20 protein-coding genes and 1 tRNA gene are annotated in these 21,903 nt (G+C 72.1%); 6 read left to right on the top strand and 15 right to left on the bottom strand.

Annotated features, from left to right (window positions below):
* The 4 genes from ACFOY6_RS18350 to ACFOY6_RS18335 all read left to right on the top strand — a co-directional run bounded on the left by ACFOY6_RS18350 (position 1) and on the right by ACFOY6_RS18335 (position 6,157).
* The gene (locus ACFOY6_RS18350; protein ID WP_379651874.1) at positions 1–1,584 is read left to right on the top strand and encodes an ABC transporter substrate-binding protein; all 1,584 of its coding nucleotides are present in this window, start codon (positions 1–3) and stop codon (positions 1,582–1,584) included.
* 141 nt (positions 1,585–1,725) lie between these two features.
* A complete protein-coding gene (locus ACFOY6_RS18345; protein WP_109518791.1) occupies positions 1,726–4,023 on the top strand; it encodes an NADP-dependent malic enzyme in 2,298 nt (765 codons plus the stop codon).
* Between the two features lie 195 nt (positions 4,024–4,218).
* Positions 4,219–4,917, top strand: a complete 699-nt coding sequence (locus tag ACFOY6_RS18340) for a hypothetical protein (RefSeq protein WP_379651873.1) — start codon at positions 4,219–4,221, stop codon at positions 4,915–4,917.
* On the top strand, positions 4,880–6,157 hold the full coding sequence (locus ACFOY6_RS18335; RefSeq protein WP_379651872.1) for a hypothetical protein: 1,278 nt from the start codon (positions 4,880–4,882) through the stop codon (positions 6,155–6,157). The genes ACFOY6_RS18340 and ACFOY6_RS18335 overlap by 38 nt, the downstream gene beginning before the upstream one ends.
* Positions 6,158–6,165: 8 nt before the next feature.
* Here ACFOY6_RS18335 and ACFOY6_RS18330 read toward each other — a convergent pair whose 3' ends face one another.
* The 4 genes from ACFOY6_RS18330 to ACFOY6_RS18315 all read right to left on the bottom strand — a co-directional run bounded on the left by ACFOY6_RS18330 (position 6,166) and on the right by ACFOY6_RS18315 (position 8,641).
* Positions 6,166–6,984, bottom strand: coding sequence for a sugar phosphate isomerase/epimerase family protein (locus ACFOY6_RS18330; protein ID WP_109518788.1), 819 nt, complete (start codon positions 6,982–6,984; stop codon positions 6,166–6,168).
* Positions 6,985–7,194: 210 nt separating this feature from the next.
* Positions 7,195–8,037 carry a bifunctional methylenetetrahydrofolate dehydrogenase/methenyltetrahydrofolate cyclohydrolase FolD gene (gene folD / locus ACFOY6_RS18325; RefSeq protein ID WP_379631528.1) on the bottom strand — a complete coding sequence of 281 codons (843 nt, stop codon included), beginning with the start codon at positions 8,035–8,037 and terminating at the stop codon, positions 7,195–7,197.
* On the bottom strand, positions 8,034–8,306 hold the full coding sequence (locus ACFOY6_RS18320) for a DUF167 domain-containing protein (RefSeq protein WP_181378262.1): 273 nt from the start codon (positions 8,304–8,306) through the stop codon (positions 8,034–8,036). Before ACFOY6_RS18320 ends, folD begins: the two co-directional genes overlap by 4 nt.
* 41 nt (positions 8,307–8,347) lie before the next feature.
* Positions 8,348–8,641 carry a YggT family protein gene (locus ACFOY6_RS18315; protein WP_109518786.1) on the bottom strand — a complete coding sequence of 98 codons (294 nt, stop codon included), beginning with the start codon at positions 8,639–8,641 and terminating at the stop codon, positions 8,348–8,350.
* A 109-nt stretch (positions 8,642–8,750) separates the two neighbouring features.
* Here ACFOY6_RS18315 and ACFOY6_RS18310 point away from each other — a divergent pair.
* A tRNA-Ala gene (locus ACFOY6_RS18310) sits at positions 8,751–8,826 on the top strand.
* Between the two features lie 127 nt (positions 8,827–8,953).
* Here the strand turns inward: ACFOY6_RS18310 and ACFOY6_RS18305 are convergent.
* From ACFOY6_RS18305 to coaA, 5 genes are all read right to left on the bottom strand, one after another.
* Entirely contained in the window at positions 8,954–9,994 is a 1,041-nt protein-coding gene (locus ACFOY6_RS18305; protein WP_379651871.1) for a hypothetical protein, read from the bottom strand.
* A 2-nt stretch (positions 9,995–9,996) separates the two neighbouring features.
* On the bottom strand, positions 9,997–10,248 hold the full coding sequence (locus ACFOY6_RS18300; protein WP_109518784.1) for an acyl carrier protein: 252 nt from the start codon (positions 10,246–10,248) through the stop codon (positions 9,997–9,999).
* Positions 10,245–12,167, bottom strand: coding sequence for an HAD-IIIC family phosphatase (locus tag ACFOY6_RS18295; protein ID WP_379651870.1), 1,923 nt, complete (start codon positions 12,165–12,167; stop codon positions 10,245–10,247). Before ACFOY6_RS18295 ends, ACFOY6_RS18300 begins: the two co-directional genes overlap by 4 nt.
* 10 nt (positions 12,168–12,177) lie before the next feature.
* Positions 12,178–13,791, bottom strand: coding sequence for an MBOAT family O-acyltransferase (locus tag ACFOY6_RS18290; RefSeq protein ID WP_379651869.1), 1,614 nt, complete (start codon positions 13,789–13,791; stop codon positions 12,178–12,180).
* Between the two features lie 304 nt (positions 13,792–14,095).
* Complete coding sequence (gene coaA / locus ACFOY6_RS18285) at positions 14,096–15,085, bottom strand: type I pantothenate kinase (protein ID WP_379651868.1); 990 nt, start codon at positions 15,083–15,085, stop codon at positions 14,096–14,098.
* 129 nt (positions 15,086–15,214) lie between these two features.
* Here coaA and ACFOY6_RS18280 point away from each other — a divergent pair, with 129 nt between their 5' ends.
* Positions 15,215–16,231: an MBL fold metallo-hydrolase gene (locus ACFOY6_RS18280; RefSeq protein ID WP_379651867.1), complete on the top strand. Its 1,017-nt coding sequence runs from the start codon at positions 15,215–15,217 to the stop codon at positions 16,229–16,231.
* 105 nt (positions 16,232–16,336) lie between these two features.
* Here the strand turns inward: ACFOY6_RS18280 and dnaA are convergent, their stop codons facing one another.
* The 6 genes from dnaA to ACFOY6_RS18250 form a co-directional block, all read right to left on the bottom strand.
* Complete coding sequence (gene dnaA, locus ACFOY6_RS18275; protein ID WP_109518780.1) at positions 16,337–17,803, bottom strand: chromosomal replication initiator protein DnaA; 1,467 nt, start codon at positions 17,801–17,803, stop codon at positions 16,337–16,339.
* A 369-nt stretch (positions 17,804–18,172) separates the two neighbouring features.
* The gene (gene rpsT, locus ACFOY6_RS18270) at positions 18,173–18,448 is read right to left on the bottom strand and encodes a 30S ribosomal protein S20 (protein ID WP_109518779.1); all 276 of its coding nucleotides are present in this window, start codon (positions 18,446–18,448) and stop codon (positions 18,173–18,175) included.
* A gap of 313 nt (positions 18,449–18,761) precedes the next feature.
* The gene (locus ACFOY6_RS18265) at positions 18,762–19,538 is read right to left on the bottom strand and encodes an enoyl-CoA hydratase (protein ID WP_379651866.1); all 777 of its coding nucleotides are present in this window, start codon (positions 19,536–19,538) and stop codon (positions 18,762–18,764) included.
* A 13-nt stretch (positions 19,539–19,551) separates the two neighbouring features.
* Positions 19,552–20,394, bottom strand: coding sequence for a bifunctional DNA-formamidopyrimidine glycosylase/DNA-(apurinic or apyrimidinic site) lyase (mutM, locus tag ACFOY6_RS18260; protein ID WP_379651865.1), 843 nt, complete (start codon positions 20,392–20,394; stop codon positions 19,552–19,554).
* Positions 20,395–20,406: 12 nt separating this feature from the next.
* Positions 20,407–20,919 (bottom strand): L,D-transpeptidase family protein, encoded by a 513-nt coding sequence (locus ACFOY6_RS18255; protein WP_379651864.1) that lies wholly within the window; start codon positions 20,917–20,919, stop codon positions 20,407–20,409.
* A 91-nt stretch (positions 20,920–21,010) separates the two neighbouring features.
* On the bottom strand, positions 21,011–21,903 hold an 893-nt coding region (locus ACFOY6_RS18250; protein ID WP_379651863.1), incomplete at its 5' end, for a GTP cyclohydrolase II.

The raw sequence follows: 21,903 nt of genomic DNA, 5'->3' as shown, positions 1-21,903 counted from the left end.
ATGCATCGCCGGACCCTGTTGAAGAGTGGCGCCGCCACGGCCCTGCTGGGCGGCGGCCTCGCCGCGCCGGCCCTCGGCCAGGACAGCCGCGCCAGCACGATGCGCTTCGTGCCGCAGGCCAACCTGACGGCGCTGGACCCGATCTGGACCACCGCCACCGTCACCGGCAACCACGGCTACTACGTGTTCGACACGCTCTACGCGCTGAACGCGGCGCAGGAGCCCCAGCCGCAGATGGCCGAGGGCCACGAGGTGCTGGAGGACGGCAAGCTCTGGCGCATCCGCCTGCGCGAGGGGCTGAAGTTCCACGATGGCGAGCCGGTGCGGGCGCGGGACTGCGTGGCCAGCCTGAAGCGCTGGGCGGTGCGCGACCCCTTCGGCCAGCTTCTCGCCCGGGTCACGCGCGAATGGCGCGTGGTGGACGACCGCACCTTCGAGATCCGGCTGGACCGCGCCTTCCCGCTGCTGCTCAGCGCGCTGGGCAAGGACACCAGCGCCGCCTTCATCATGCCCGAGCGGCTGGCGCAGACCGATGCCAGCAAGGCCATCACCGAGATGGTGGGCTCCGGCCCCTACCGCTTCCTGGCCGGCGAGTTCAATTCCGGCAGCCGCGTGGCCTATGAGAAGTTCGACGGCTACGTGCCACGCCAGGAGGCCCCGGATTGGGCGGCGGGGGCCAAGGTGGCGCATTTCCGGCGCATCGAGTGGCACATCATCCCCGACGCGGCCACCGCCGCCGGCGCGCTGATGAATGGCGAGGTGGATTGGTGGGAGCGCCCGCTGGCCGACCTGCAGCCGATGCTGGCGCGCAACCGGCAGATCCGCCGCGAAGTGACGGACAAGGCCGGCCGCCTGGCGCTGGCGCGGCTGAACTGCCTGCAGCCGCCCTTCGACGATGTGAGGCTGCGCCGCGCCGTGCTCGCCTCCGTCATCCAGGAGAACTACATGCGCGCCTCCCAGGGGGATGACAGCTCCGCCTGGACCGACACGCGCAGCATCTGGCCCAAGCGCACCCCCTATTACCAGGACCATGCCGACCTGATGCCGGGCGACCTGGACCGCGCCCGCGCCATGCTGAAGGAAGCCGGCTACGCCGACCAGAAGGCGGTGATCATCAACCCGACCGACTTCCCCGACATCGGCCCGCTCGGCCAGGTGACGGCGGACGCGCTGCGCCGCATCGGCATGAACGTGGAGCTGGCGGAAACCGACTGGGGCACCGTGATCCAGCGGCGCAGCTCGCGCGAGCCGGTGGAGAAGGGCGGCTGGAGCATCTTCCACACCACCGGCCCCGCCACCTTCTACGGCAACCCCGCCATGTCGCCGCTGATCCGCGGCCAGGGGGAGGATGGCTGGTTCGGCTGGTGGAAGAGCGAGCGCGCCGAGGCGCTGACCCAGGAATGGCTCTACGCCACGGACCCGGCGGCGCAGCGCAAGGCCGCGCAGGCGCTGGGGCGGCTCGGGCTGGAGGAGGTGGCCACCGTGCCGCTCGGCCAGTTCACGCTGCGCACCGCCTTCCGCTCCAGCCTCACCGGCATCCTGGAGGGCACCGCGCCCTATCCGTGGAGCGTGCGGCGTGCCTGAGGCGCGGCGGTTAACCGCCCGCTAAGGCCGCGATGCTAGAATGGTGCGGCACCTTCCATGCCGCACCTGCGAAGCGCCTGCCTTTCGCGTATCGCTCTGCGCCGACATAAAGGGGGGGAAGCACGGGAGCCCGCGAGAGCGATGGACGACACGAAGAAGCTGCCGGTGGGCGACACGCGCACCGCCCGCATCACCGCCGAGGAGGCGCTGGCCCTGCACGCCGAGGGCAAGCCGGGCAAGCTGGAGATCCGGCTGACCAAGCCGCTGACCACGGCGCGCGACCTCAGCCTGGCCTATTCCCCCGGCGTGGCCGAGCCCTGCCTGCACATCCACCGCGACCCCTCCCTCGCCTACGACTACACGGCCAAGGGCAACATGGTGGCCGTCATCTCCAACGGCACCGCCGTGCTGGGGCTCGGCAACCTCGGCGCGCTGGCCGGCAAGCCGGTGATGGAGGGCAAGGCCGCGCTGTTCAAGCGCTTCGCCGATGTCGATTCCATCGACCTCTGCATCGACACCGAGGATGTGGACGCCTTCGTCAACGCCGTGCGCTACCTCGGCCCCTCCTTCGGCGGCATCAACCTGGAGGACATCAAGGCGCCGGAATGCTTCGTCATCGAGCAGCGCCTGCGCGAGCTGATGGACATCCCGGTGTTCCATGACGACCAGCACGGCACCGCCATCGTCGCCGCCGCCGGCCTCATCAATGCCTGCCACCTGACCGGGCGCGCGCTGTCCGAGACGAAGCTCGTCATCAACGGCGCCGGCTCGGCCGCCATCGCCTGCGCCGAGCTGGTGAAGGCCATGGGCATGCGGCCCGAGAACATCCTGATGTGCGACACCAAGGGCGTGCTCTGGCGCGGCCGCACGGAGGGGATGAACCAGTGGAAGTCGGCCCACGCCGTCACCACCGACCGCCGCACCCTCTCCCAGGCGCTGGAGGGGGCGGACGCCTTCTTCGGCCTCTCCGTCAAGGGCGCCGTGACGGCCGACATGGTGCGCGCCATGGCGCCCAACCCGATCATCTTCGCCATGGCCAACCCCGACCCCGAGATCACGCCGGACGAGGCGCGGGCGGTGCGGGAGGACGTCATCATCGCCACCGGGCGCTCGGACTACCCGAACCAGGTGAACAACGTCCTGGGCTTCCCCTTCATCTTCCGCGGCGCGCTGGACGTGCGGGCCAGCACCATCAACGACCCGATGAAGATCGCGGCGGCCGAGGCGCTGGCCATGCTGGCGCGCGAGGACGTGCCGGAGGAGGTGGCGGGCGCCGGCGGCGGCTCCGGCCTGCGCTTCGGCCCCAACTACATCATCCCGCACGCCTTCGACCCGCGGCTGATCGCCCGCGTCTCCCCCGCCGTGGCGAAGGCGGCGATGGAATCCGGCGTGGCGCGCAAGCCGCTGCCCGACCTCAAGCGCTACGCCCGCAGCCTGAGCGGCCGGCTCGACGCCGGCGCCAACGCGCTGGAGGCCATCACCGAGCGGCTGCGCGCCAACCCGCAGAAGGTCGTGTTCGCGGAGGGCGAGGAGGAGAAGGTCATCCGCGCCGCCATCGCCTTCCGCAACGCCGGCTACGGCACGCCGGTGCTGGTCGGGCGCGAGGACCGGGTGATGGCCACGGTGGCGGCGCTCGGCATCCCGCTGCCCGAGGGCATCGAGATCCACAACGCCCGCCTCTCGGACAGCAACACGCGCTATGCCGAGTTCCTCTACCAGCGCCGCCAGCGCCAGGGCTTCCTGTTCCGCGACTGCCAGCGCCTGGTGAACCAGGACCGCAACACCTTCGCCGCCTGCATGGTGGCGATGGGCGACGCCGATGCCATGGTCTCCGGCATCACCCGCTCCACCTCCGCCACGCTGGAGGGGGTGACGAACGTCATCGACCCGGCGCCGGAGACGGTGCTGTTCGGCCTGACGCTGATGCTCTCCCGCCGCGCCGGCACCGTGCTGGTGGCCGACACCGCCATCCATGAGCGCCCCGATGCGGCGACGCTCGCCTCCATCGCCCGCCAGTCGGCCGCCGAGGCGCGCAAGCTGGGGCTGGAGCCGCGCGTGGCGTTCCTGTCCTTCTCCACCTTCGGCGACCCGGGCGGCACCATCACCGGCCCGGTGCGCGAGGCGGTGAAGCTGCTGGACGCGCAGGAGACCGACTTCGAGTACGATGGCGAGATGGCGGCCGACGTGGCGCTGAACCCGCAGCTGCGGGCGCTCTACCCGTTCTGCCGCCTCGCCGGCCCGGCCAATGTGCTGGTGATGCCCGGGCTGCACGCCGCCCACATCCTGACCAAGGCGGTGCCGCACCTGACCAGCGCCACCACCATCGGGCCGCTGATGGTGGGGCTCTCGCAGCCGGTGCAGATCATCAACATGGGCAGCAGCGTCAACCAGATCCTGGACATGGCCTGCTTCGCCGGGCACGCCGCCATCCGGCGCTGAAGCCGGAGGGGAGGGGCCGCGCCCCTCCCCCCGCGCGTCTCACGCCGCGCATCACAGGGCGGCGAGGTCACGCGCCCTTGCCCTTCACCTTTCCTCACAGATCAGGACATGGTGGCCGTTTGGCGCGGCCGGGCCGTGCAGGGTCCGCCGTGCAGGGCCCGCCATGCCCGGGCGCAGGCGGAAGGAAGCGGCAGCATGGCCGAGCAGCAGCAACAGGCGCGGCCCACGGAGCGCGGCGGCTGGCGCCACGTGCTGGCTACCATTGCGGCGGGCGGCATCTCGGCGCTGGTTCTGGGGCTGCTCTGGTCGGCCACCCGGCCGGCGGAGCAGGCCCCGCCCGCGCTCCCCGGTGCCGTCTCCACCCCCGGATCTGCCCCTCCCGGATCCGCCGCTTCCGTGGCGGCGGCGCCGGAGTCCCCCGCCACCAGCGAGCAGAGGGTGGCGGCCCTGCTGGCCGAGGTGGATGCGCTGATGCGCCAGGCGGATTCCCTGGACGCCCGGCTGGACAGCATCGCCCTGCCCGAGCCTGCCCTGCCCGATCCCGCCCTACCCGAGGAGCCGGCCGAGGCGCTGCCGGAAGCGCGGGTGCTCGCCGCCACGCCGCCCGGCGGGCCGTTGCCGCTGGCGGCGCCGGAACCGGCCGCCGTGCCGCCGCCCCGCCCCGCCCTGCGCGCCGCCGCGCCAAAGGCGGCACCGCAGGCGGAAGGCGCGCCGCCGCTCCTGGCCATCGCGCCGCCGCCCGCGCCGCCGCCGGCGCGCGCCGCCACCCCCGCCGCTCCAGCCCGGGCCGCCAGCCCGGCCGAGCGGCGCTGCCGGTCCATCATTGTCAGGGTTCAACTGGGCGAGGAGCCTTCCTATGCCGACCGACGCTTCCTCCGTGGCGGCTGCCGCTAGATCCCTCGGCGCGGCGCTGTGCGGGCTGCTCCTGCTGGCCGGCTGCGGCACCACCCCCGCCGCCCCGCCCGCGCCGGAGGCCCTGCCGATGCGCGTCTCCGACGCGCCCAAGCCGCCCCGCACCGCGCAGCCGCTTGACGAGGCGGTGCTGAGCCTGACCGTGGCGCTGCTCGACCGCGCCCGGCTCGAGCCGCCCGGCCCCTCCGGCCGCCACGACCTGGTGGTGGACCCGCTGATCGACCGCGCCACCGGCCAGCAGACGGCGGTGACGCGCGGCATGGAGCAGCGCATCGGCACGCTGGTGCGGGCGCGCTACCCGGCGTTCAACCTGCGCCCCTTCGGCACCGCCGCGCTGGACGACCAGCCGCTGATCCTGCTCGGCGCCATCACGCCGGTGGCGGAGGCCGGCGTCATCCCGGCGAGCGAGGCGCCCTTCCCGCAGGTCTACCGGATCTGGGCGGTGCTGGGGGATCTCCGCACCGGCCGCATCGTCAGCCACGAGACGGCCTGGGTGCGCGGCCCGGATGTGGACATGACCCCCACCGCCTTCTTCCGCGACAGCCCCGCCTGGAACCGCGAGCCGCTGACCGCCGCCTATCTCCGCACCTGCGCCGGCGACCCGGGCGAGGCGATCGACCCCGCCTATCTGCGCGCCCTGCGCGCCCAGGCCCATGCCGCCGACGGGGTGCGCGCCTACGAGGCCGGCAACCCGGCGGCGGCGCTGGCCGCCTACGAGGCGGCGTCGGCGCTGCCGGGGGGTGACCAGCTGCGCGTGCGCAACGGGCTCTACCTCGCCAACAAGGCGCTGGGCCGCGACGCGGCGGCCGAGGCCGCCTTCGGCGCGGTGGTGGCGCAGGGGCTGGACCGGGGCGAGCTGGCGGTGAAGTTCCTCTTCCGCCCCGGCACCACCGCCTTCTGGGCCGACCCCGCCATCAGCGGCGACTACCCGATGTGGCTGCGGCAGATCGCCCGCCAGACGGAGCCGCGCCCCTTCTGCCTGGCGCTGACCGGCCATGCCAGCCCGACCGGGCCGGCGGCGCTGAACCGGCGCCTCTCGGCGGCGCGGGCCGAGGCGGTGCGCGGGCGGCTGGTCGCCGAGCGGCCGGCGCTGCGGCCGCGCACCGTGGCGGAGGGGGTGGGAGCCAGCCAGCCGCTCATCGGCACCGGCACGGATGACGCGACCGACGCGCTGGACCGGCGCGTCAGCTTCGCGCCGGAGGCCTGCGCGGCCCGGCTCTGAGCCCCGCCCTACTCCGCCAGGCCGAGCGCCTCGAGATGCGCGGCGCCACGGCGCAGGCTGGTCTGGTCGCGCACCTCCAGGATCAGGCGCGGCCGGCCGGCGAGGCGGGCGAGGGCGGCGAACAGGCCCGGCCAGCGGATGGTGCCCTCGCCCGGCTGCCAGTGGCGGTCGGCATGGCCGTCCGTATCCTGCAGGTGGACATGGCGCAGCGCCTCGCCCGCCAGGTTCACATGCACGTCCACCGGCGGCGCGCCGGTGCTGACATGCGCGTAGTGGGCGTGGCCGGTGTCGAGCGAGACCTGCACCGCCGGGCTGCCGAAGGAGGCGGCGAGGGCGATGCGGTCGCGCGGCTCCTTGTCCTCGATGTTCTCGATGACCAGCTCGCAGCCCTGCGACTCGGCGCGGGCGACGACGTCGCGCAGCGTCAGGTGCACGCGCTCGATCTGCTGCTCGCGGGCGCCGGGGAAGGCGTCGAGGTTGGCGTGGTCCCAGGTGGTGTAGGGGGAGTGCACCACCATCTGCGTGGCGCCCACCGCCGCGCAGGCCTCGAGCCCCTGCAGCAGGCGGCGGCGCACCACGGCGCGGATCTCGGGGTCGTGGCTGTCGATCTTGAAGCCCCAGAACGGCCCGTGCAGGCCGACGCGGCCGGTGTGCCCGTCCAGCAGCGCGCGCAGCCGCTCGGCCACCGGGCGCCAGTCGCCGTCCAGCACCTCGGCGCTGTGCAGGTCCTGGATCTCCAGGTCGCGCTGCTTCTCCAGCAGCCAGTCGCGGTGCTGGGTGATGCCCTTGAGGGTGAGGGCGGCGCCAAGGATGGGCTTGTCGGTCATGAACAGGGTCCGGCTGGTGTTGCGCGGCCCCGCCTAGCGCCGCCGCGCTGCAACCCCGTGGCGGCGCGGTGACAATCTGAAGTCATCTTCTTTCTCTGAAGAAAAAGAGGCAAAGAGACTTTCCGGGTCTGGCGCCGCGCCATCCGCCCGCGAGCGCCAAACTGCAGAAAGTTTTTTGGTTCTTTTTTCCAAAAAAGAACGCTGACTTTTTTACTTCCGCCGCGCGACCGCCGCGTCCACCGTGTTCTCCAGCAGGCAGGCGATGGTCATCGGCCCGACGCCGCCCGGCACGGGGGTGATGGCCGCGGCCCGCTCGCGCGCGGCGGCGAAGTCCACGTCGCCCACCAGCCCGCCATTGGGCAGGCGGTTGATGCCGACATCGATGACGGTGGCGCCTTCGGCGATCCAGTCGCCCTTCACCATCTCCGGCCGCCCCACGGCGGCGACCAGGATCTCGGCGCGGCGGCATTCCGAGGCGAGGTCGCGCGTGCGGGAATGCACCACGGTCACGGTGGCGTCGGCCGCCAGCAACAGCGCGGCCATCGGCTTGCCGACGATGTTGGAGCGCCCGAGCACCACGGCGCGCGCCCCGGCGATGGCGGTGCCGGCGGCGGCGAGCAGGTGCATCACCCCCTTCGGCGTGCAGGGCACCAGCCCGGGCTGCCCGGTGGCGAGCCTGCCGGCGTTCATGGCGTGGAAGCCGTCCACGTCCTTGGCCGGGTCGATGGCGGCCAGCACCTTGGCGGCGTCGATCTGCCGGGGCAGCGGCAGCTGCACCAGGATGCCGTCCACCGCCGGGTCCTCGTTCAGCCGGCGCACCAGGGCCAGCAGCTCGGCCTCGGGCGTCTCCTCGGGCAGCTGGAGGGTGGCGCTGTCGAGCCCCGCCTCGCGCGCCGCGCGGTCCTTGTTGCGGACATAGACGCCGCTCGCCGGGTCCTCGCCCACGCGCACCACGCGCAGGCCGGGGGTGTAGGGCAGGGCCTTCACGCGCTCGGCCAGGCGCGCGCGCAGCGCCGCGGCCACGGCCTTGCCGTCGATGATGCTCGCGGTCATGCCAGGGTCTCCAGTTGCTCGCTCAGCCGGGCGGGGTCGCCCAGGATGCGGCAGGTCTTTTCCCGCGACGTGGCGCCCTGCACCACCGCGATGGCGGAAGGGGGGACATGCAGCGCCTCGGCCAGCAGGGCGCAGAGGGCGCGGTTGGCGCGGCCATCCTCGGGCGCCGCGTTCACCGCCAGCCGCAGGCGCGGGCCGGTGGCCGAATCGGCCCAGCCGCCGAGGCCGGGGCGGCGGGCCCGGGGCTGCGCCTTCACGCGCAGCTCCACGCCCCCCTCCACCGCGCGCCAGCCCTTCGTCCAGCGTCCGCTCAGCCCGCCACCAGCGGCCAGAGGGTGGTCCAGAGGAAGATGCGGAAGGCGTAGAGCAGCAGGATCAGGATCATCGGCGAGATGTCGATGCCGCCGAGATTGGGCATGAAGTTGCGGATCGGCCGCAGCGCCGGCTCGGTGATCTTGTGGAGGAAGTCGCCCACCGCCCAGACGAAGCGGTTGCGGGTGTCGAGCACGTTGAACGCGACCAGCAGGCTGAACACGGCGGCGATGATGAGCGCCCACACATAGAGGCCGATTGCCTGATCGACGAACCAAAACACCGCGTACATCGCCATCCCCTTCACGTGAGGCCCTGAGATACGAAGCGCGCGGCTCCACGGCAAGCACCGCTTGACTCGTGCCGCGACCTCGGGGATAAGCCGCCCACCGCGCGAGTGTGGGGCTGTAGCTCAGATGGGAGAGCGCCTCGTTCGCAATGAGGAGGTCAGGGGTTCGATTCCCCTCAGCTCCACCACCCGCCGCGCGGCTCCCGGCACAGACCGAATCTGAAGACGAAAAAGGCGGCCAGCGGCCGCCTTTGTCATGTCTGGCGCCTTTCTCCCCGGCGCCTTTCTCCGGCGCCGGGGAAGGGCGCCCCCTCCTCAGGGGGCGCGCTGCTCGGACAGCAGGGTGGGGCGCGGCGGCGCGACCGAACCGAGCTTCAGCGCCTCGGCCAGCGCGTCCGAATAGGTGCGGGCGGCGGACCAGCGCAGGTGGATGGCGTCGAAGAAGGCCTCGGGGCCCACCACCTGGGCGGCGTCGCCATCCCAGAAGGTGCCGCCGGAGGGGGCGAGCGCCGCCTCCATGCGCTGGTTGAACTCGGCCACCGTCCGGCCCTGCGGGTCGCCCTCGGCCTTCCAGGCGGGGTTGAGCGGGGTGGAGGCCACCATCAGCCGCTTGCCTTCGCCCCGCAGCCGCTGGCCGAGCCTGGCCACCGAATCGAAGCAGGCCTGGTCCAGCGTCCGCACCATGCCGTAGAGCAGCGTCTCGCGGTTGCGCGGCGTGTCCAGCGGGCCGCTGCCGTAGCGGTCGAACACCAGCGGGTCGATCCAGTTCTCGCCGCTGCGCTTGGCGGCGATCTCGCTGGCGTTGCGCAGCAGCGAGGTGGGCGCGAAGTAGCGCATGTAGAAGGGCCAGGGGGAGGCGCCGTCCACATAGGCGGCCGCGTCCGCGCCGTCGAACAGCGTGGTGCGGCTGGTGGTGCAGTTCTCGAAATCCTGCGGCGAGGCGATCAGCAGCACCTCGCGCACGGCGGGCTGGCGGTCGAGGAACCAGTTGGCGGCGAACACGCTCTGGTTGGCCGAGAGGCCGCAGAAGGCGCCGCTCAGTGGCACCGCCTGGGGGGCGCGCTCCACCACCGCGTCGCCGTCGAAATGCCGCCACGCCACGGAGGAGCCGACCACCAGCAGGGTGGCGCCCGGCGCCGGGTGGGTGCGGTGGAAGGCCAGCTTCTCATCGACGCAGATGGAGTTGGCGAAGGCCGGCGGCGGCAGGTGGCCGGTGGCGCGGAGGCCGAACAGCAGGCCGTAGAAGCCCAGCAGCGCCAGGAAGGCGCTGGCGAACAGCGCGCTCAGGTAGCGCGGCGGCACGGGCGGGGAGGGCGGTGCCGCCCCCGGCCCATGGCCGGGAGGAGATGCGGCCATGGCTACCGGGCTCCCTGCTGCTTGCTGGCGATGAGCTGCACGAAGTCGCCCACATTGTGCAGCGACTCGAGCTCGGCGGTGCGGAAGCGGACGCCGAAGCGCATCTCGGCCGCCACCACGAGGTTCACATGCGCCTGGCTGTCCCAGCCCGGGACATCGGCCGCCGTGGTGCCGGAGGTCAGGCGGATGTCGTCATCGTCGAACACGTCCTGGAACACTTCGGTCAGGGCGTCGTAGATCTGGGCCTCGGTCATGCGGCTTCCACTTCGATGTAATGGGCGGGCGCCTCGGCGGCGCGCAGTTCGTAGCGCCAGAAGGTGGCGCCGGATTCGGCGCCCTCCGGCGCGGGTACCGGGGCGAAGCCCAGCTTCTCATAGTGCCGGGCCACCATGCCGTTCTTGGCGGTGGGGCGATACTCGCCGATGAGCGCCTTCACGCCGCGCTGGCTGGCATGCTCCAGCAGCACGCCGAGCGAGGCCTCCTCCACCTGGCGGCCGAGCACGCGGCAGCTCATCAGCCAGGTGTCGATCAGCAGCTCGCCGGGGGGCAGGGCCGGGTCGGGGCGGGCCATCAGCACCGCGATCAGCCCGTTGTCGCCGAAGCGGTCGCTGAGGCGGAGCGAGAGCAGCAGCGTGTCGGGGTCGGCGGCGAAGCGGGCCGTGTCGGCATCCGTGTAGCGGCGGGTGGTCAGGTTGAACTGGTTGGTCTTGTTGATGAGCTGCGTCACGCGCGGCAGCTCGGCGGGGCCGACGCGCCGCGCCGTCATCTTCATGGCGAGGCTGCGCAGGTAGCCGGTGATGTCGGTGGCCTGCTCCAGCGCCGCCTGCCGCTCGGCGTTCAGCGCGTAGGAGCGGGCGCGGGCCGCGTCGTCCGCGGTGAAGCCGGCGGCCTCGAAATAGCCCGCCGCGCCGACGATGGCGGGGTAGTCCGAGACGTCCTCCGTCACCTCCGGCACCGCCACCTCCGGCAGCTCGCGGCGGATGATCTCGCGCTCGGCCGGGTTGTCGTCGACGAAGACGAGGCTGTCGAGGCCGATGTTCAGCGTCTTGGCGATGTGGCGGAGGTTGCCGGCCTTGTCGTTCCAGTTGGCGACGAAGCAGGCGATGTCGCCGCGCCGCAGCGCCATCTCGGGGTGCTTGGCGAACACCTCCTCGGCCACTTCCGGGTTGTTCTTGCTGCACACGGCCAGGATGATGCCGCGCCGGCCAAGCGCCGCGGCGTAGCGCTGGAAGGCGAGGAAGGCCTCGCCGGTGGCATTGCCCTGGCCCAGCCGGATGCCGTCCAGCCCGTCATCGCCGATGACGCCGCCCCAGAGGGTGTTGTCGAGGTCGAGCACCAGGCATTTGCGCGAGGTGCCGGCGACGGCACCGGCGATGCGGGCCACGAGATCGCCATAGAGCGGCGCCAGCGCCGGGCTGACCAGCTGCTTGGCCTGGTGCCAGCGCACCGGGTCGGCCAGACCCGAGGCATGGCCGAGGCGCGCCGCCTGCCAGGCGAGGTCGAGCAGCAGCACGCCCTCCTGCCGCGCGGCGGCGCGGATGGCGGTGTTCAGCCGCTCGATGACGCTGTGCGGCGCCGCCGGCACCAGCGCCTCGAAGGAGCCGAACAGCAGCGGATCGGCCGGCACCAGGGTCTGCTGCACCACCTGCGCGCCGTAGCGGGCGCGGGCGCGGCGCCAGAGGGTGCGCAACTCGTCGATGCGCGCCTGCACGGCGGCCTCCACGGTGGCCTCGTCGCTGTCCAGCGGCAGGTCGATCGGTGCGTCGCGCGCATCCAGCGCCAGCAGGATCAGCTGGGGGGCGAAGGCGGCCAGCTCCGGATCCTCACCCAGCAGCGCCTGCCGGTACATGCCGTAGGGGGCGACATGCACCGAGAGCGCCACCCGCCGGTCCAGCCCCGAGACGCGGATGGCCGGCACCAGGTGGTCCACGGTGTGGGAGGAGAGGATGGCCAGCCGCAGCGGCGTCAGCGCCGGGCGCACGCCCTCGCGCAGCGCCGGGTCGGCCAGGCCGTCGGTCGCCAGCCGGTCGATGCGGCCGGTGAGGGTGAAGTCGCGCCGGTAGCCGGCGAGGCGCACGGCTTCCGCAAAGCGCGCCGCCGGCTCCAGCCGGCGGGCCGCGCTGAGGGCTGCGCCGAGATCGGCATGGGCCGGCAGCCAGGGGAGCTGTTCCATGGAATCCGCCTCAGAACTGGAAGTAGAGGAATTCGGTGGGCGCGGCGGAGAAGGCCCGCGCCAGGGCGTAGAAGCCGGCGAGGCCGATCACCACGCCGTAGGCGGCGGTGGGCCGCCAGGTGGCGAAGGGCAGCACCGGCTGCAGCCAGTTCATGCGCGGCCGCCAGTTCAGCGCCGTGCGGTAGTGGCGCATGAACTGCTGGGTGTTGGGCAGGCCCCAGACGATGGCCAGCAGCAGCGCGATGTGCAGGCCCAGCATGGGGCGGAAGAACACCCCCGGCTCGGCGCCGATGCCGAGCGCCCCCGCCACCGCGCCCACCACCGGCAGCCCGGCGATGGAGGGCGGCAGGGTGACGCCGTTCAGCCCCGCCATGCCGGCCAGCAGGTTCAGCGCGCCGGTGAGGTGCGGGGCGCGGAAGAACACCATCGCCACGTTGATGCAGAGGAAGGTGAACAGGATGGCCACCGCGTTCTTCGCCCAGCTGTCGCTGTCGAGCGGCCGGCCGGTGCGCGCCTTCCAGGCCCGCCAGGCATGCGCCACCACCAGGTAGAAGCCGTGCAGCAGGCCGAAGGCCACGAACTGCCAGCCCGCCCCGTGCCAGACGCCGGAGATGAACATGGTCAGCACCGTCGGCCAGGCGACCAGCGCCAGGAAGGTGCCGGCCGTCATCTTGCCGCGGCGCGGCAGCGGCTTGCCGGCGGCCGCCCGGGCGCGGGTGATGCGCATGACGATGGGGTTGTAGACATAGGCGGTCAGGAAGCGCGTCAGCGTCATGTGCCAGCGCGACCAGTATTCGATGACGTTGCGCGCCTTGTAGGGGCTGTCGAAATTCGGCGGCAGGCTGATGCCGAACAGCAGGCCGAGGCCGATCGCCATGTCGGTGTAGCCCGAGAAGTCGAAGTAGATCTGCAGCGTGTAGGAGAGCGCGCCGCCCCAGGAGTCGAGCAGCCCGAGCTGCACGCCATCGGCCGCGGCGGCGAAGACGGGGGCGGCCTCGGCGCCCATCGGGTCGGCGAACACCACCTTCTTGAACAGGCCGAGCAGGAACAGCGTGGCGCCGACCGAGATGTTGTCGAAGCGCGGCCGGAAATTGTCCGGGTTGCTGAACTGCGACAGCATCTCCCGGTGGTGGGTGATGGGGCCGGCGATCAGGTGGGGGAAGAAGGTGATGAACAGGCAGTAGTTGAGGAAGTCGTGCTCCACCACCGCGCCGTCATGCGCGTCCGACAGGTAGGCGATCTGCTGGAAGGTGAAGAAGGAGATGGCCAGCGGCAGGATGATGTTGGGCACCGTCCACTCCAGCCCGAAGGCCTGGTCGACGCTGCTCAGCAGGAAGCCGGTGTACTTGTAGTAGCCGAGCAGCAGCAGGTTGCCGGCAATGCCCAGCACCAGAACCGCGCGGGAGGGATGCTTCAGCAAGTATCCGCCCAGGCAATAGTTGGCGGTCATGCTGGCCAGCAGGAGCGGCACGTAATGCGGGTCCCACCAGCCATAGAACACCAGCGAGGCGAGGGTCAGCCAGAGGCCCGCCAGCCGCTGCCGGCCCGTGCCTGCGAACAGGAAAAACCCAAGCAAAACAACAGGCAGGAAGCCGGCAATAAAGACGGCCGAGTTGAACAGCATGGGTCTGAAGTCTCCCCCGTCGGCAGGATGTCAGGGCTGGGCAACGCTTCGCGAATTGAGACGTCGCGCCCGGCCATGGCGCATAAGCTGGACTTTACTCAAAAATTACGCATTGCGAGGGGGGCAATGCGCGCCTTCACGACGAGTTCAATGGAGGAGGGTTTTACTAAGGCAGCGATGTGAAAATGCTGTAATTTCTTGTGCGGACTGTTCACCGCTGCGTCATGATTCGGCCGCCCGCTGCGCGGCGGCGCAAGGGTTTCAAGTATTTCCCGTGAAAGACCGCGCGGCTGCCCCGCCCCTGCTACATGCGCCGCAGCCAGATCTCGTCCACGCTGTGGTTGGCGCTCTTGTGCAGCACCAGGCGCGCGCGCTCCCGCGTCGGCTGGATGTTCTCGTGCAGGTTCACGAGGTTGATCTGCCGCCAGATGTTCTGCGCCACCGCGATCGCCTCCTGCTCCGGCAGGTCCTTGTAGCGGTGGAAGTAGGAGGTGGGCTTCTGGAAGGCGGTGCGCTGCAGCAGCAGGAAGCGCTGGATGTACCACTCCGCGATGTGCCGCTCCTCCGCATCGACATAGACCGAGAAGTCGAAGAAGTCCGAGGCCAGCAGCGGCGCGCCGGCGGAGGGCTGCAGCACGTTCAGCCCCTCGAAGATCAGGATGTCCGGCCGCCGCACCATCTGCTGCTTGCCGGGGATGATGTCGTAGGTGAGGTGGGAATAAACCGGCGCCGCCACCTCCGGCGCGCCCGCCTTCACGGCGCTGAGGAAGGCGATCATCCGCCGCAGGTCGTAGCTCTCGGGGAAGCCCTTGCGCCCCATCAGCCCGCGCTCCTCCAGCACCGCCGTCGGGTAGAGGAAGCCGTCCGTGGTGATCAGCTCCACCTTCGGGTGGTCCGGCCAGCGGGCCAGGATGGCCTGCAGCACGCGGGCGAAGGTGCTCTTGCCCACCGCCACGCTGCCGGCGATGCCGATGATGTAGGGCGGCGGCACCACGGGGCGGCCGAGGAAGGTGTCCTGCACCACGCCGAGCCCGCGCGCCGCCGCCACCTGCAGGTTCAGCAGGCGGGAGAGGGGGAGGAACACATCCGCCACCTCCTTCAGCGACAGCTGCTCCGTCAGGCCGCGCAGCCCGGCGATGTCCTCGTCCGACAGGGAGAGCGGCGTGTTGGCGCGCAGCTCCGCCCATTCGGCGCGCGGGAAGACACGGTAGGCCGGGGGCCCGCCGAGCGAGGCGCCGGCCGCTCCGGCGGCGGGGCTCGGCCGGCCCGGGACGGGCGGGGTGCCGTGGTGCATGGGTCGTTTCCTTGTCGGCCTGCTGGCGGGCCGAGTCTTGCACCGCTTTGCTGCGTTGCGAAGGGCGGGCTGGCGTGATCCGCCATGCCGGCGGAGGATGGCAGCAAATCCCGCCTGGAGGAACGCCGCATGACCGAGGCCGAAGCCACCCTGCCCCCGCCGCCCGAGCCCGGCGCCGTGGCCGAGATCCGGCCCGGGCTGCGCTGGGCGCGGATGCCGCTGCCCTTCCCACCCGGCCATGTGAACCTCTGGCTGCTGGCGGATGGCGCGGGCTGGCTGGCCGTCGATGCCGGGGCGCGCACCGACGAGTCGGTCGGCCTCTGGACCCGCATCCTGGAGGAGGGGCTGGAGGGCCGCCCCGTCACCCGCCTGCTGGCCACGCATTTCCACCCCGACCATGTGGGCTTCGCCGGCTGGCTGTGCGAGCGCACCGGCGCCGCGCTGCTGATGCCGCGCGCCGAGTACCTGATGGCCCGCTTCCTCTGCCTCGACACGGATGAGGGCATGTCGGCGCAGCAGCTCGACTTCGCGGCCGCCCTGGGCGCGCCGGAGGACTACCTGGCCTTCCTCGCCGCGCGCGGCCCGCTCTACGCCCGCGCCGTGATGCCGCTGCCCCGCCAGTACCGCCGCATCGCCCAGGACGACCGGATCGCCATCGGCGGCCAGGAGTGGCGGGTGATGACCGGCGGCGGCCATGCGCCGGAGATGGCGGCGCTGCACTGCGCCGAACTCGGCGTGCTGATCGCGGCGGACCAGATCCTGCCGCGCATCAGCCCCTATGTCGGCGTCGGCGCCACCGAGCCGGAGGCGGACCCGCTGCGCGATTTCCTCGACTCGAACGCCAGGCTGCGCGCCCTGCCGGCGGAGACGCTGGTGCTGCCCTCGCATGGCGAGCCCTTCCTCGGGCTGCATGAGCGGATCGATGTGCTGGCGGCGCACCATGCGGAGCGACTCGGCACGCTGGAAGCCGCCTGCGCCACGCCGCTCACCGCCTACGAGGCGTCCGGCGTGCTGTTCCCGCGCGTGAAGGAACACCGGCCGCGCGGCTTCGCCCTGGGCGAGACACTGGCGCACCTGAACCGGCTGGTGGCGGAGGGGAGGGTGGTCAGGAGCGGCGACGAGGTGCCGCGCTACAGCAGAAAGTAAGAGACGTTCTTTTTTGGAAAAAAGAACCAAAAAACTTTTGTCAGTTCAGCGCGGCGCCAAACTGACAAAGTCTTTTTGCTTCTTTTTCTTCAGAAAAAGAAGATCTTAATTCTCCAGCATCCGCCGCAGCAGCTCGACATCCTCGGCGAAGGTGCTGTCGGACTGCATCAGCTCCGCCACGCGGGAGACGGCGTGCATCACCGTGGTGTGGTCGCGGTTGCCGAAGCGGCGGCCGATCTCGGGCAGCGAGCGGGAGGTGAGCTGCTTGGCCAGGTACATCGCCACCTGGCGCGGCCGGGCCACGTTGCGGGCGCGGCGGGCCGAGGACATGTCGGTGAGGCGGATGTTGTAGTGCTCCGCCACCTTGCGCTGGATCTCCTCGATCGTCACCCGGCGGTCATGGGCGCGCAGGATGTCGTGCAGCACTTCCTGCGCCGATTCCAGCGTGATCGGCCGGCCGAACAGGTTGGCGTGGGCGATCAGCCGGTTCAGCGCGCCCTCCAGCTCCCGCACGTTGGAGGTGATCTTGTGCGCCAGGAACTCCAGCACGCGCGGCGGCACCTCCACCTCGGCACCCTGCGCCTTGGCCTGGAGGATGGAGATGCGCAGCTCGTAGGTGGTGGCGTGGATGTCGGCCACCATGCCGCAGCCGAGCCGCGTCCGCAGCCGGTCCTCCAGCCCCGAGAGGTCGGAGGGCGACTTGTCGGCGGAGACGACGATCTGCTTCCCGGCATCCACCAGCGCGTTGAAGGTGTGGAAGAACTCCTCCTGCGTGTTGTCCTTGCCGATCAGGAACTGCAGGTCGTCGATCATCAGCACGTCGACGGAGCGGAGGCTCTCCTTGAACTCCATCGTGCTCTGCGAGCGCAGCGCGGCGATGAAGCGGTACATGAACTTCTCGGCCGACATGTAGGCGACGTTGCGCTGGCCGTTGAAGGAGATCGCCCAGGCGATGGCGTGCATCAGGTGCGTCTTGCCGAGGCCGACGCCGCCATAGAGGAAGAGCGGGTTGAAGCCCGGGCTGGCCGGCTTCTCCGCCACGCGGCGGGCGCAGGCATGGGCGAACTCGTTAGGCTTGCCCACCACGAAGCTGTCGAAGGTGAAGCGCGGGTCGAGCGGCGCCGCCCAGTCGTTGCGCGACTCGGGGACGCGCGGCTCCGGCCCGCGCGGCGGGGAGGAGAGCGGCTCGGCCAGCGGCAGGGTGGTCTGGTGCGCGCGCGCCACGGGCGCGGCGCCGGCCAGGCCATCCGCCTGCGGCGCGGCCTCGGCGGCCTCCAGCGAGCGGCTCTCGGGGGCCACGCGGATGTCGATGCGGCGGACGCCGAGATTCTCGGCGCCCCAGAGGCTGCGCAGGCGGTCGCCATAGTGGTTGCGCACCCAGTCGCGCAGGAAGCGCGTGGGCAGCAGGATGACCGCCTCCTCGCCCTCGATGGCGGAGAGGGTCATCTGGCGCAGCCAGCTGCGATACTCGACCTCGCCCACTTCCTCGCGCAGGCGCCCGCGGATCCGGGCCCAGGCTTCCGTCACCTGTCCCGGCGCGACGGAGGAGGGAGTGCCGAGCTCATTCTCCATGCGAAGCACCTGCCACCCTATGTCTTGGCCTTTGGCCGGCCTGATGCATCCCCTCACGGGGCGACGATAAACCGATGTGGAGACGCACGCCTCCTGTCCGGTCTTTCCGCCGGGGAAGGCGGAGCCAGAGGCGGAAACAGTCCTGCAGCGCGTCGGATATCAGGCGCAATTCACCATTCCGCCTTTATGCTGTCGGATTCAGGAGTGAACCCGACAGATGAAAGACGACCGGTAACGCCGTGATGTAAACTGATACTTCTAGTCCGGCCGGCTGTTCCGGGAGGCTATCCCCCGCTGCGCCCTGGGCGCAACGGGTTCTTGCTCGGAACATCGCTCCCGGCCGGTCACCCCGCAGTGTGCGGGGTGAGGTCAGGCCTGGGCGGAGTCCAGGGCCTTGATCCGCGAGGTCAGGCGGGAAAGCTTGCGGGCCACCGTGTTCAGGTGGAGCACGCCCTTGGTCACGGCGCGCTGCATTTCGGGCTGCGCGTCCTTGAAGGCGGCCTGCGCGGCGGCCTTGTCGCCCCCCGCAATAGCCTTCTCGACCTTGGTGAGGAAGGTGCCAACGCGCGAGCGGCGGGCGCGATTGCGCTCGTTGCGAGTGGCCGTCTGTCGGATGCGCTTGCGCGCGGAAGCCGTGTTCGCCATGGCGGTGTTTCGAACCAGTCGTCTGTGTCTCAGGAACGCAGGCAACCCAGGCGAGCCCGGGACCACTGCGGGAAGGCGCGGTTTCTAGCCGCCGGGGGGGCGCAGAGTCAATGCGCAGCCGCTTCCGCCGCGTGGCATGGCCGCCCCGGTGGGGGCACATGGCGGCCGCGGCGCCCCTGGGGCCAGGGCGAATCCGGCTTTCCGCCCCGCCCGGTGGCCTCGCGGGCGGGGTGCCCGGCGGGGCCGGGACTCGGGCCGCCACGGCGCGGCGGCGGCCCTCCCCGGCCGCCGGATGGCGGCGAATGGCGCCGCCTCAGCCGCGGAAGGCCGGCTTCCGCTTCTCGACGAAGGCGGCCATGCCCTCCTTCTGCCCCTCCGTGCCGAACAGGCTGAGGAACAGGCGGCGCTCCAGCCGCACCCCCTCGCGCAGCGGCAGCTCGAAGGCGGCGTTCACCGCCTCCTTGGCCATCGCCACGGCGGGAGCGGAGAGGGCGCCGATCTTCTCCGCCACCTTCACCGCCTCGGGCAGCAGCTCGGCCGCCGGCACCACCCGCGCCACCAGCCCGGCGCGCTCCGCCTCCTCGGCCGGCATCATCCGCCCCGTCAGCACCATCTCCATGGCCTTGGACTTGCCGATGGCGCGCGTCAGCCGCTGGCTGCCCCCCGCGCCGGGGATGATGCCGAGGTTGATCTCCGGCTGGCCGAACTTCGCCGTGTCGGCGGCCAGGATCATGTCGCACATCATCGCCAGCTCGCAGCCGCCGCCCAGGGCGAAGCCGGCCACGGCGGCGATGACGGGCTTGCGCACCGTCAGCACCGCCTCCCAGCTCTCGGCGATGAAGTCGGCCGTGTAGGTCTCCGGGTGGCGGAGGTGCTGCATCTCCTTGATGTCGGCCCCCGCCGCGAAGGCCTTCTCGCTGCCGGTGATGATGATGGCGGCGATGGCGGGGTCGGCGTCGAAGTCGCGCAGCGCCGCCGCCATCTCCCGCGTCAGGGTGTTGCACAGCGCGTTCAGCGCCGCCGGGCGGTTCAGCCGGATGATGCCGGCGGGCCCCTGGGTCTCGGTCAGGATCATCGTGTACTCGGCCATGGGCGCGTTCCTCTCAGCGTTGGGTGCGGGCGCAGAAGAAGGTGCTGCGGCCCGATTGGACGATGCGCGAGACGCCGCCGCAGCCCGGCGGGCCGGGGCAGAGCGGGCAGGGCGCGCCCGCGCGGTCATAGACCTGGAAGCGGTCCTGGAAGTGGCCCAGCTCGCCATCGGCCTGCACATAGTCGCGGAGCGAGGAGCCGCCGGCGGCAATCGCCTCCTCCAGCACGGCCCTGATGGCGGGCACCAGCCGCGCCGCGCGCGCGCCGGCGACGGTGTGCGCCAGCCGGCGGGGCGAGAGCCCGGCGCGGAACAGCGCCTCGGCCACGTAGATGTTGCCGAGCCCGGCCACCACGCGCTGGTCGAGCAGCGCGGCTTTGATGGGCGTCCGCCGGCCGGCCAGGGCGGCGGAGAGGATGGCGGCGGTGAAGCCCGCCTCCAGCGGCTCCGGCCCCATGCCGGCGAGCAGCCTGTGGGCGTCCTCGGCGGCGGTGGGCACCAAGTCCACGCTGCCGAAGCGGCGCGGGTCGACGAAGCCCACCACCTGCCCGTCATCGGTTTCCAGCAGCAGGTGCTCATGCGCGGGCGGGGGCGCGTTGGCGCGGGCGGGGCGGGCCACCATCCGGCCGGACATGCCGAGGTGGATCAGCGCCGAATCGCCGCCCGAGAGGCGCATCAGCATGTACTTGCCGCGGCGGCGGAAGCCCTCCACCCGCGCGCCGGTCAGGCGCTGCGCCAGCCCCTCGGGGAAGTGCCAGCGCATGCCGGCGCGGTTGGTCGCGGCGCGCACCAGGGTGCGGCCCTGCAGCACGGCGGCCAGGCCGCGCATCACCGTCTCCACCTCGGGAAGCTCGGGCATGGGGCGGGGCCTTCAGGGGGCGAGGACGTGGAAGCCGGTGACGCCCGCGGCCAGCAGGGCGCGGAGGTCGCCCGCCTCCAGCGCGATGCAGCCCTCGGTGGGGGCGTAGCCCGGCCGGGCGAGGTGCAGGAAGATGGCGCTGCCCCGCCCGCGCACCACCGGCGCGTCGTTCCAGCCCAGCACGCCGACGATGTCGTAGAGGCTGTCCTGCCGCCACAATTCCTCGTGCCGGGCGTCGTGCGGCAGGCGGATGCGGGTGTTGTAGGCGGGGTGGGAGGAATCGTCGCACCAGCCATCCTCGGGCGCGATCGGCTCCACCGGCACGGCGCAGCGGGGTGCCGCGCCGCGGTCGGCGCGGTAGAGCACGCGGCGCAGCGGCAGCGGGCCGGCGGGGGTGGCGCCGTCCCCCTCCTCCTTGTGCGCGCGCACGCCGCCCTTGCCGAGGGCGCAGCGCCAGGTGGTGCCGCGCAGCGTCAGGCGGCCATCGGGGAAGACGAGTGCGGTGTTCGGGTCGGGGCTGGCCATGCCCGCAGGATGCGGCGGCGGCCGGGTTTGGCAAGGGGTGGCGAGGAGGGGGGTGGCGGGGAGGGATCCCCCGCCGCCCGCGCCGGCGGCCTCAGCCCAGCAGGTGGCCGAAGCGCGCCGCCTTGGTCGCCAGGTAGCCGTCGTTCACGCCATTGGCCTCGAACTGGTGCGCCTCCCGCCCCTCCACCGCGATGCCGCAGGCGGCGAGGCCGGCCATCTTGTCCGGGTTGTTGGTCAGCAGCCGCACGCGGCGGATGCCGAGCTGCTCCAGCATGGTGGCCGCCACCAGGAAGCCGCGCTCATCGGCGCCGTAGCCGAGCGCCCGGTTGGCATCCAGCGTGTCCAGCCCCTGGTCCTGCAGCGTGTAGGCGCGCAGCTTGTTGACGAGGCCGATGCCGCGCCCCTCCTGCGCCAGGTAGAGCAGCACGCCGGCCCCCTCCTGCGCCATGCGGCGGATGGCGCCGCGCAGCTGCGGGCCGCAATCGCAGCGCAGGCTGCCCAGCAGGTCGCCGGTGAAGCATTCGGAATGGGCGCGCACCAGCGGCGCGCCGCCCGCCGCCGCCAGCTTCTCCGGCTCGCCCACCAGGATGGCGAGGTGCTCGATGCCGCCATCGGCCGCGCGGAAGGCGACGATGCGGCTCTCGGCGGAATCCTCGAGCGGCACCCGCGCCTCGGCCACGCGCGTCAGGCTGGTGGCGGCGGCGGCGGGGTAGGCCAGCACCTCGGCCGCCGGCACGGTCAGCAGGCCGAGCGTGGCGGCGGCATCCTCCCGCGCCGGGGCCACCACCAGGGCGGGCAGCAGCCGCCCCAGCTTGGCCAGCGCCAGCGCCGCCGGCGCCAGGGGGGGCGTGGCCTGCAGCTCGGGCATCTCGGGCAGCAGCCGCTCGGTCACCGGGTCGGCCAGGCGGCGGAGCGCCTCGGGCGCCAGCAGGGCGGCGGGCAGCCGCAGCGCCACCGCGCCCTCCTCCAGCCGGCGGCCCTCCG

It is taken from the genome of Teichococcus aestuarii (assembly GCF_042651065.1).
In the GTDB taxonomy this organism is placed as follows: domain Bacteria; phylum Pseudomonadota; class Alphaproteobacteria; order Acetobacterales; family Acetobacteraceae; genus Pseudoroseomonas; species Pseudoroseomonas aestuarii.
The sequence above is the reverse complement of the archived record's forward strand: the minus strand, read 5'-3'. Positions and strand labels throughout refer to the sequence as shown.

Bases quoted from the DNA above. Each gene is read 5' to 3' on its own strand.
- ACFOY6_RS18350 (WP_379651874.1), top strand. From the start codon at position 1: ATGCATCGCCGGACCCTGTTGAAGAGTGGCGCCGCCACGGCCCTGCTG.
- ACFOY6_RS18345 (WP_109518791.1), top strand. From the start codon at position 1,726: ATGGACGACACGAAGAAGCTGCCGGTGGGCGACACGCGCACCGCCCGC.
- ACFOY6_RS18340 (WP_379651873.1), top strand. From the start codon at position 4,219: ATGGCCGAGCAGCAGCAACAGGCGCGGCCCACGGAGCGCGGCGGCTGG.
- ACFOY6_RS18335 (WP_379651872.1), top strand. From the start codon at position 4,880: ATGCCGACCGACGCTTCCTCCGTGGCGGCTGCCGCTAGATCCCTCGGC.
- ACFOY6_RS18330 (WP_109518788.1), bottom strand. From the start codon at position 6,984: ATGACCGACAAGCCCATCCTTGGCGCCGCCCTCACCCTCAAGGGCATC.
- folD (WP_379631528.1), bottom strand. From the start codon at position 8,037: ATGACCGCGAGCATCATCGACGGCAAGGCCGTGGCCGCGGCGCTGCGC.
- ACFOY6_RS18315 (WP_109518786.1), bottom strand. From the start codon at position 8,641: ATGTACGCGGTGTTTTGGTTCGTCGATCAGGCAATCGGCCTCTATGTG.
- ACFOY6_RS18305 (WP_379651871.1), bottom strand. From the start codon at position 9,994: ATGGCCGCATCTCCTCCCGGCCATGGGCCGGGGGCGGCACCGCCCTCC.
- ACFOY6_RS18300 (WP_109518784.1), bottom strand. From the start codon at position 10,248: ATGACCGAGGCCCAGATCTACGACGCCCTGACCGAAGTGTTCCAGGAC.
- ACFOY6_RS18295 (WP_379651870.1), bottom strand. From the start codon at position 12,167: ATGGAACAGCTCCCCTGGCTGCCGGCCCATGCCGATCTCGGCGCAGCC.
- ACFOY6_RS18290 (WP_379651869.1), bottom strand. From the start codon at position 13,791: ATGCTGTTCAACTCGGCCGTCTTTATTGCCGGCTTCCTGCCTGTTGTT.
- coaA (WP_379651868.1), bottom strand. From the start codon at position 15,085: ATGCACCACGGCACCCCGCCCGTCCCGGGCCGGCCGAGCCCCGCCGCC.
- ACFOY6_RS18280 (WP_379651867.1), top strand. From the start codon at position 15,215: ATGACCGAGGCCGAAGCCACCCTGCCCCCGCCGCCCGAGCCCGGCGCC.
- dnaA (WP_109518780.1), bottom strand. From the start codon at position 17,803: ATGGAGAATGAGCTCGGCACTCCCTCCTCCGTCGCGCCGGGACAGGTG.
- rpsT (WP_109518779.1), bottom strand. From the start codon at position 18,448: ATGGCGAACACGGCTTCCGCGCGCAAGCGCATCCGACAGACGGCCACT.
- ACFOY6_RS18265 (WP_379651866.1), bottom strand. From the start codon at position 19,538: ATGGCCGAGTACACGATGATCCTGACCGAGACCCAGGGGCCCGCCGGC.
- mutM (WP_379651865.1), bottom strand. From the start codon at position 20,394: ATGCCCGAGCTTCCCGAGGTGGAGACGGTGATGCGCGGCCTGGCCGCC.
- ACFOY6_RS18255 (WP_379651864.1), bottom strand. From the start codon at position 20,919: ATGGCCAGCCCCGACCCGAACACCGCACTCGTCTTCCCCGATGGCCGC.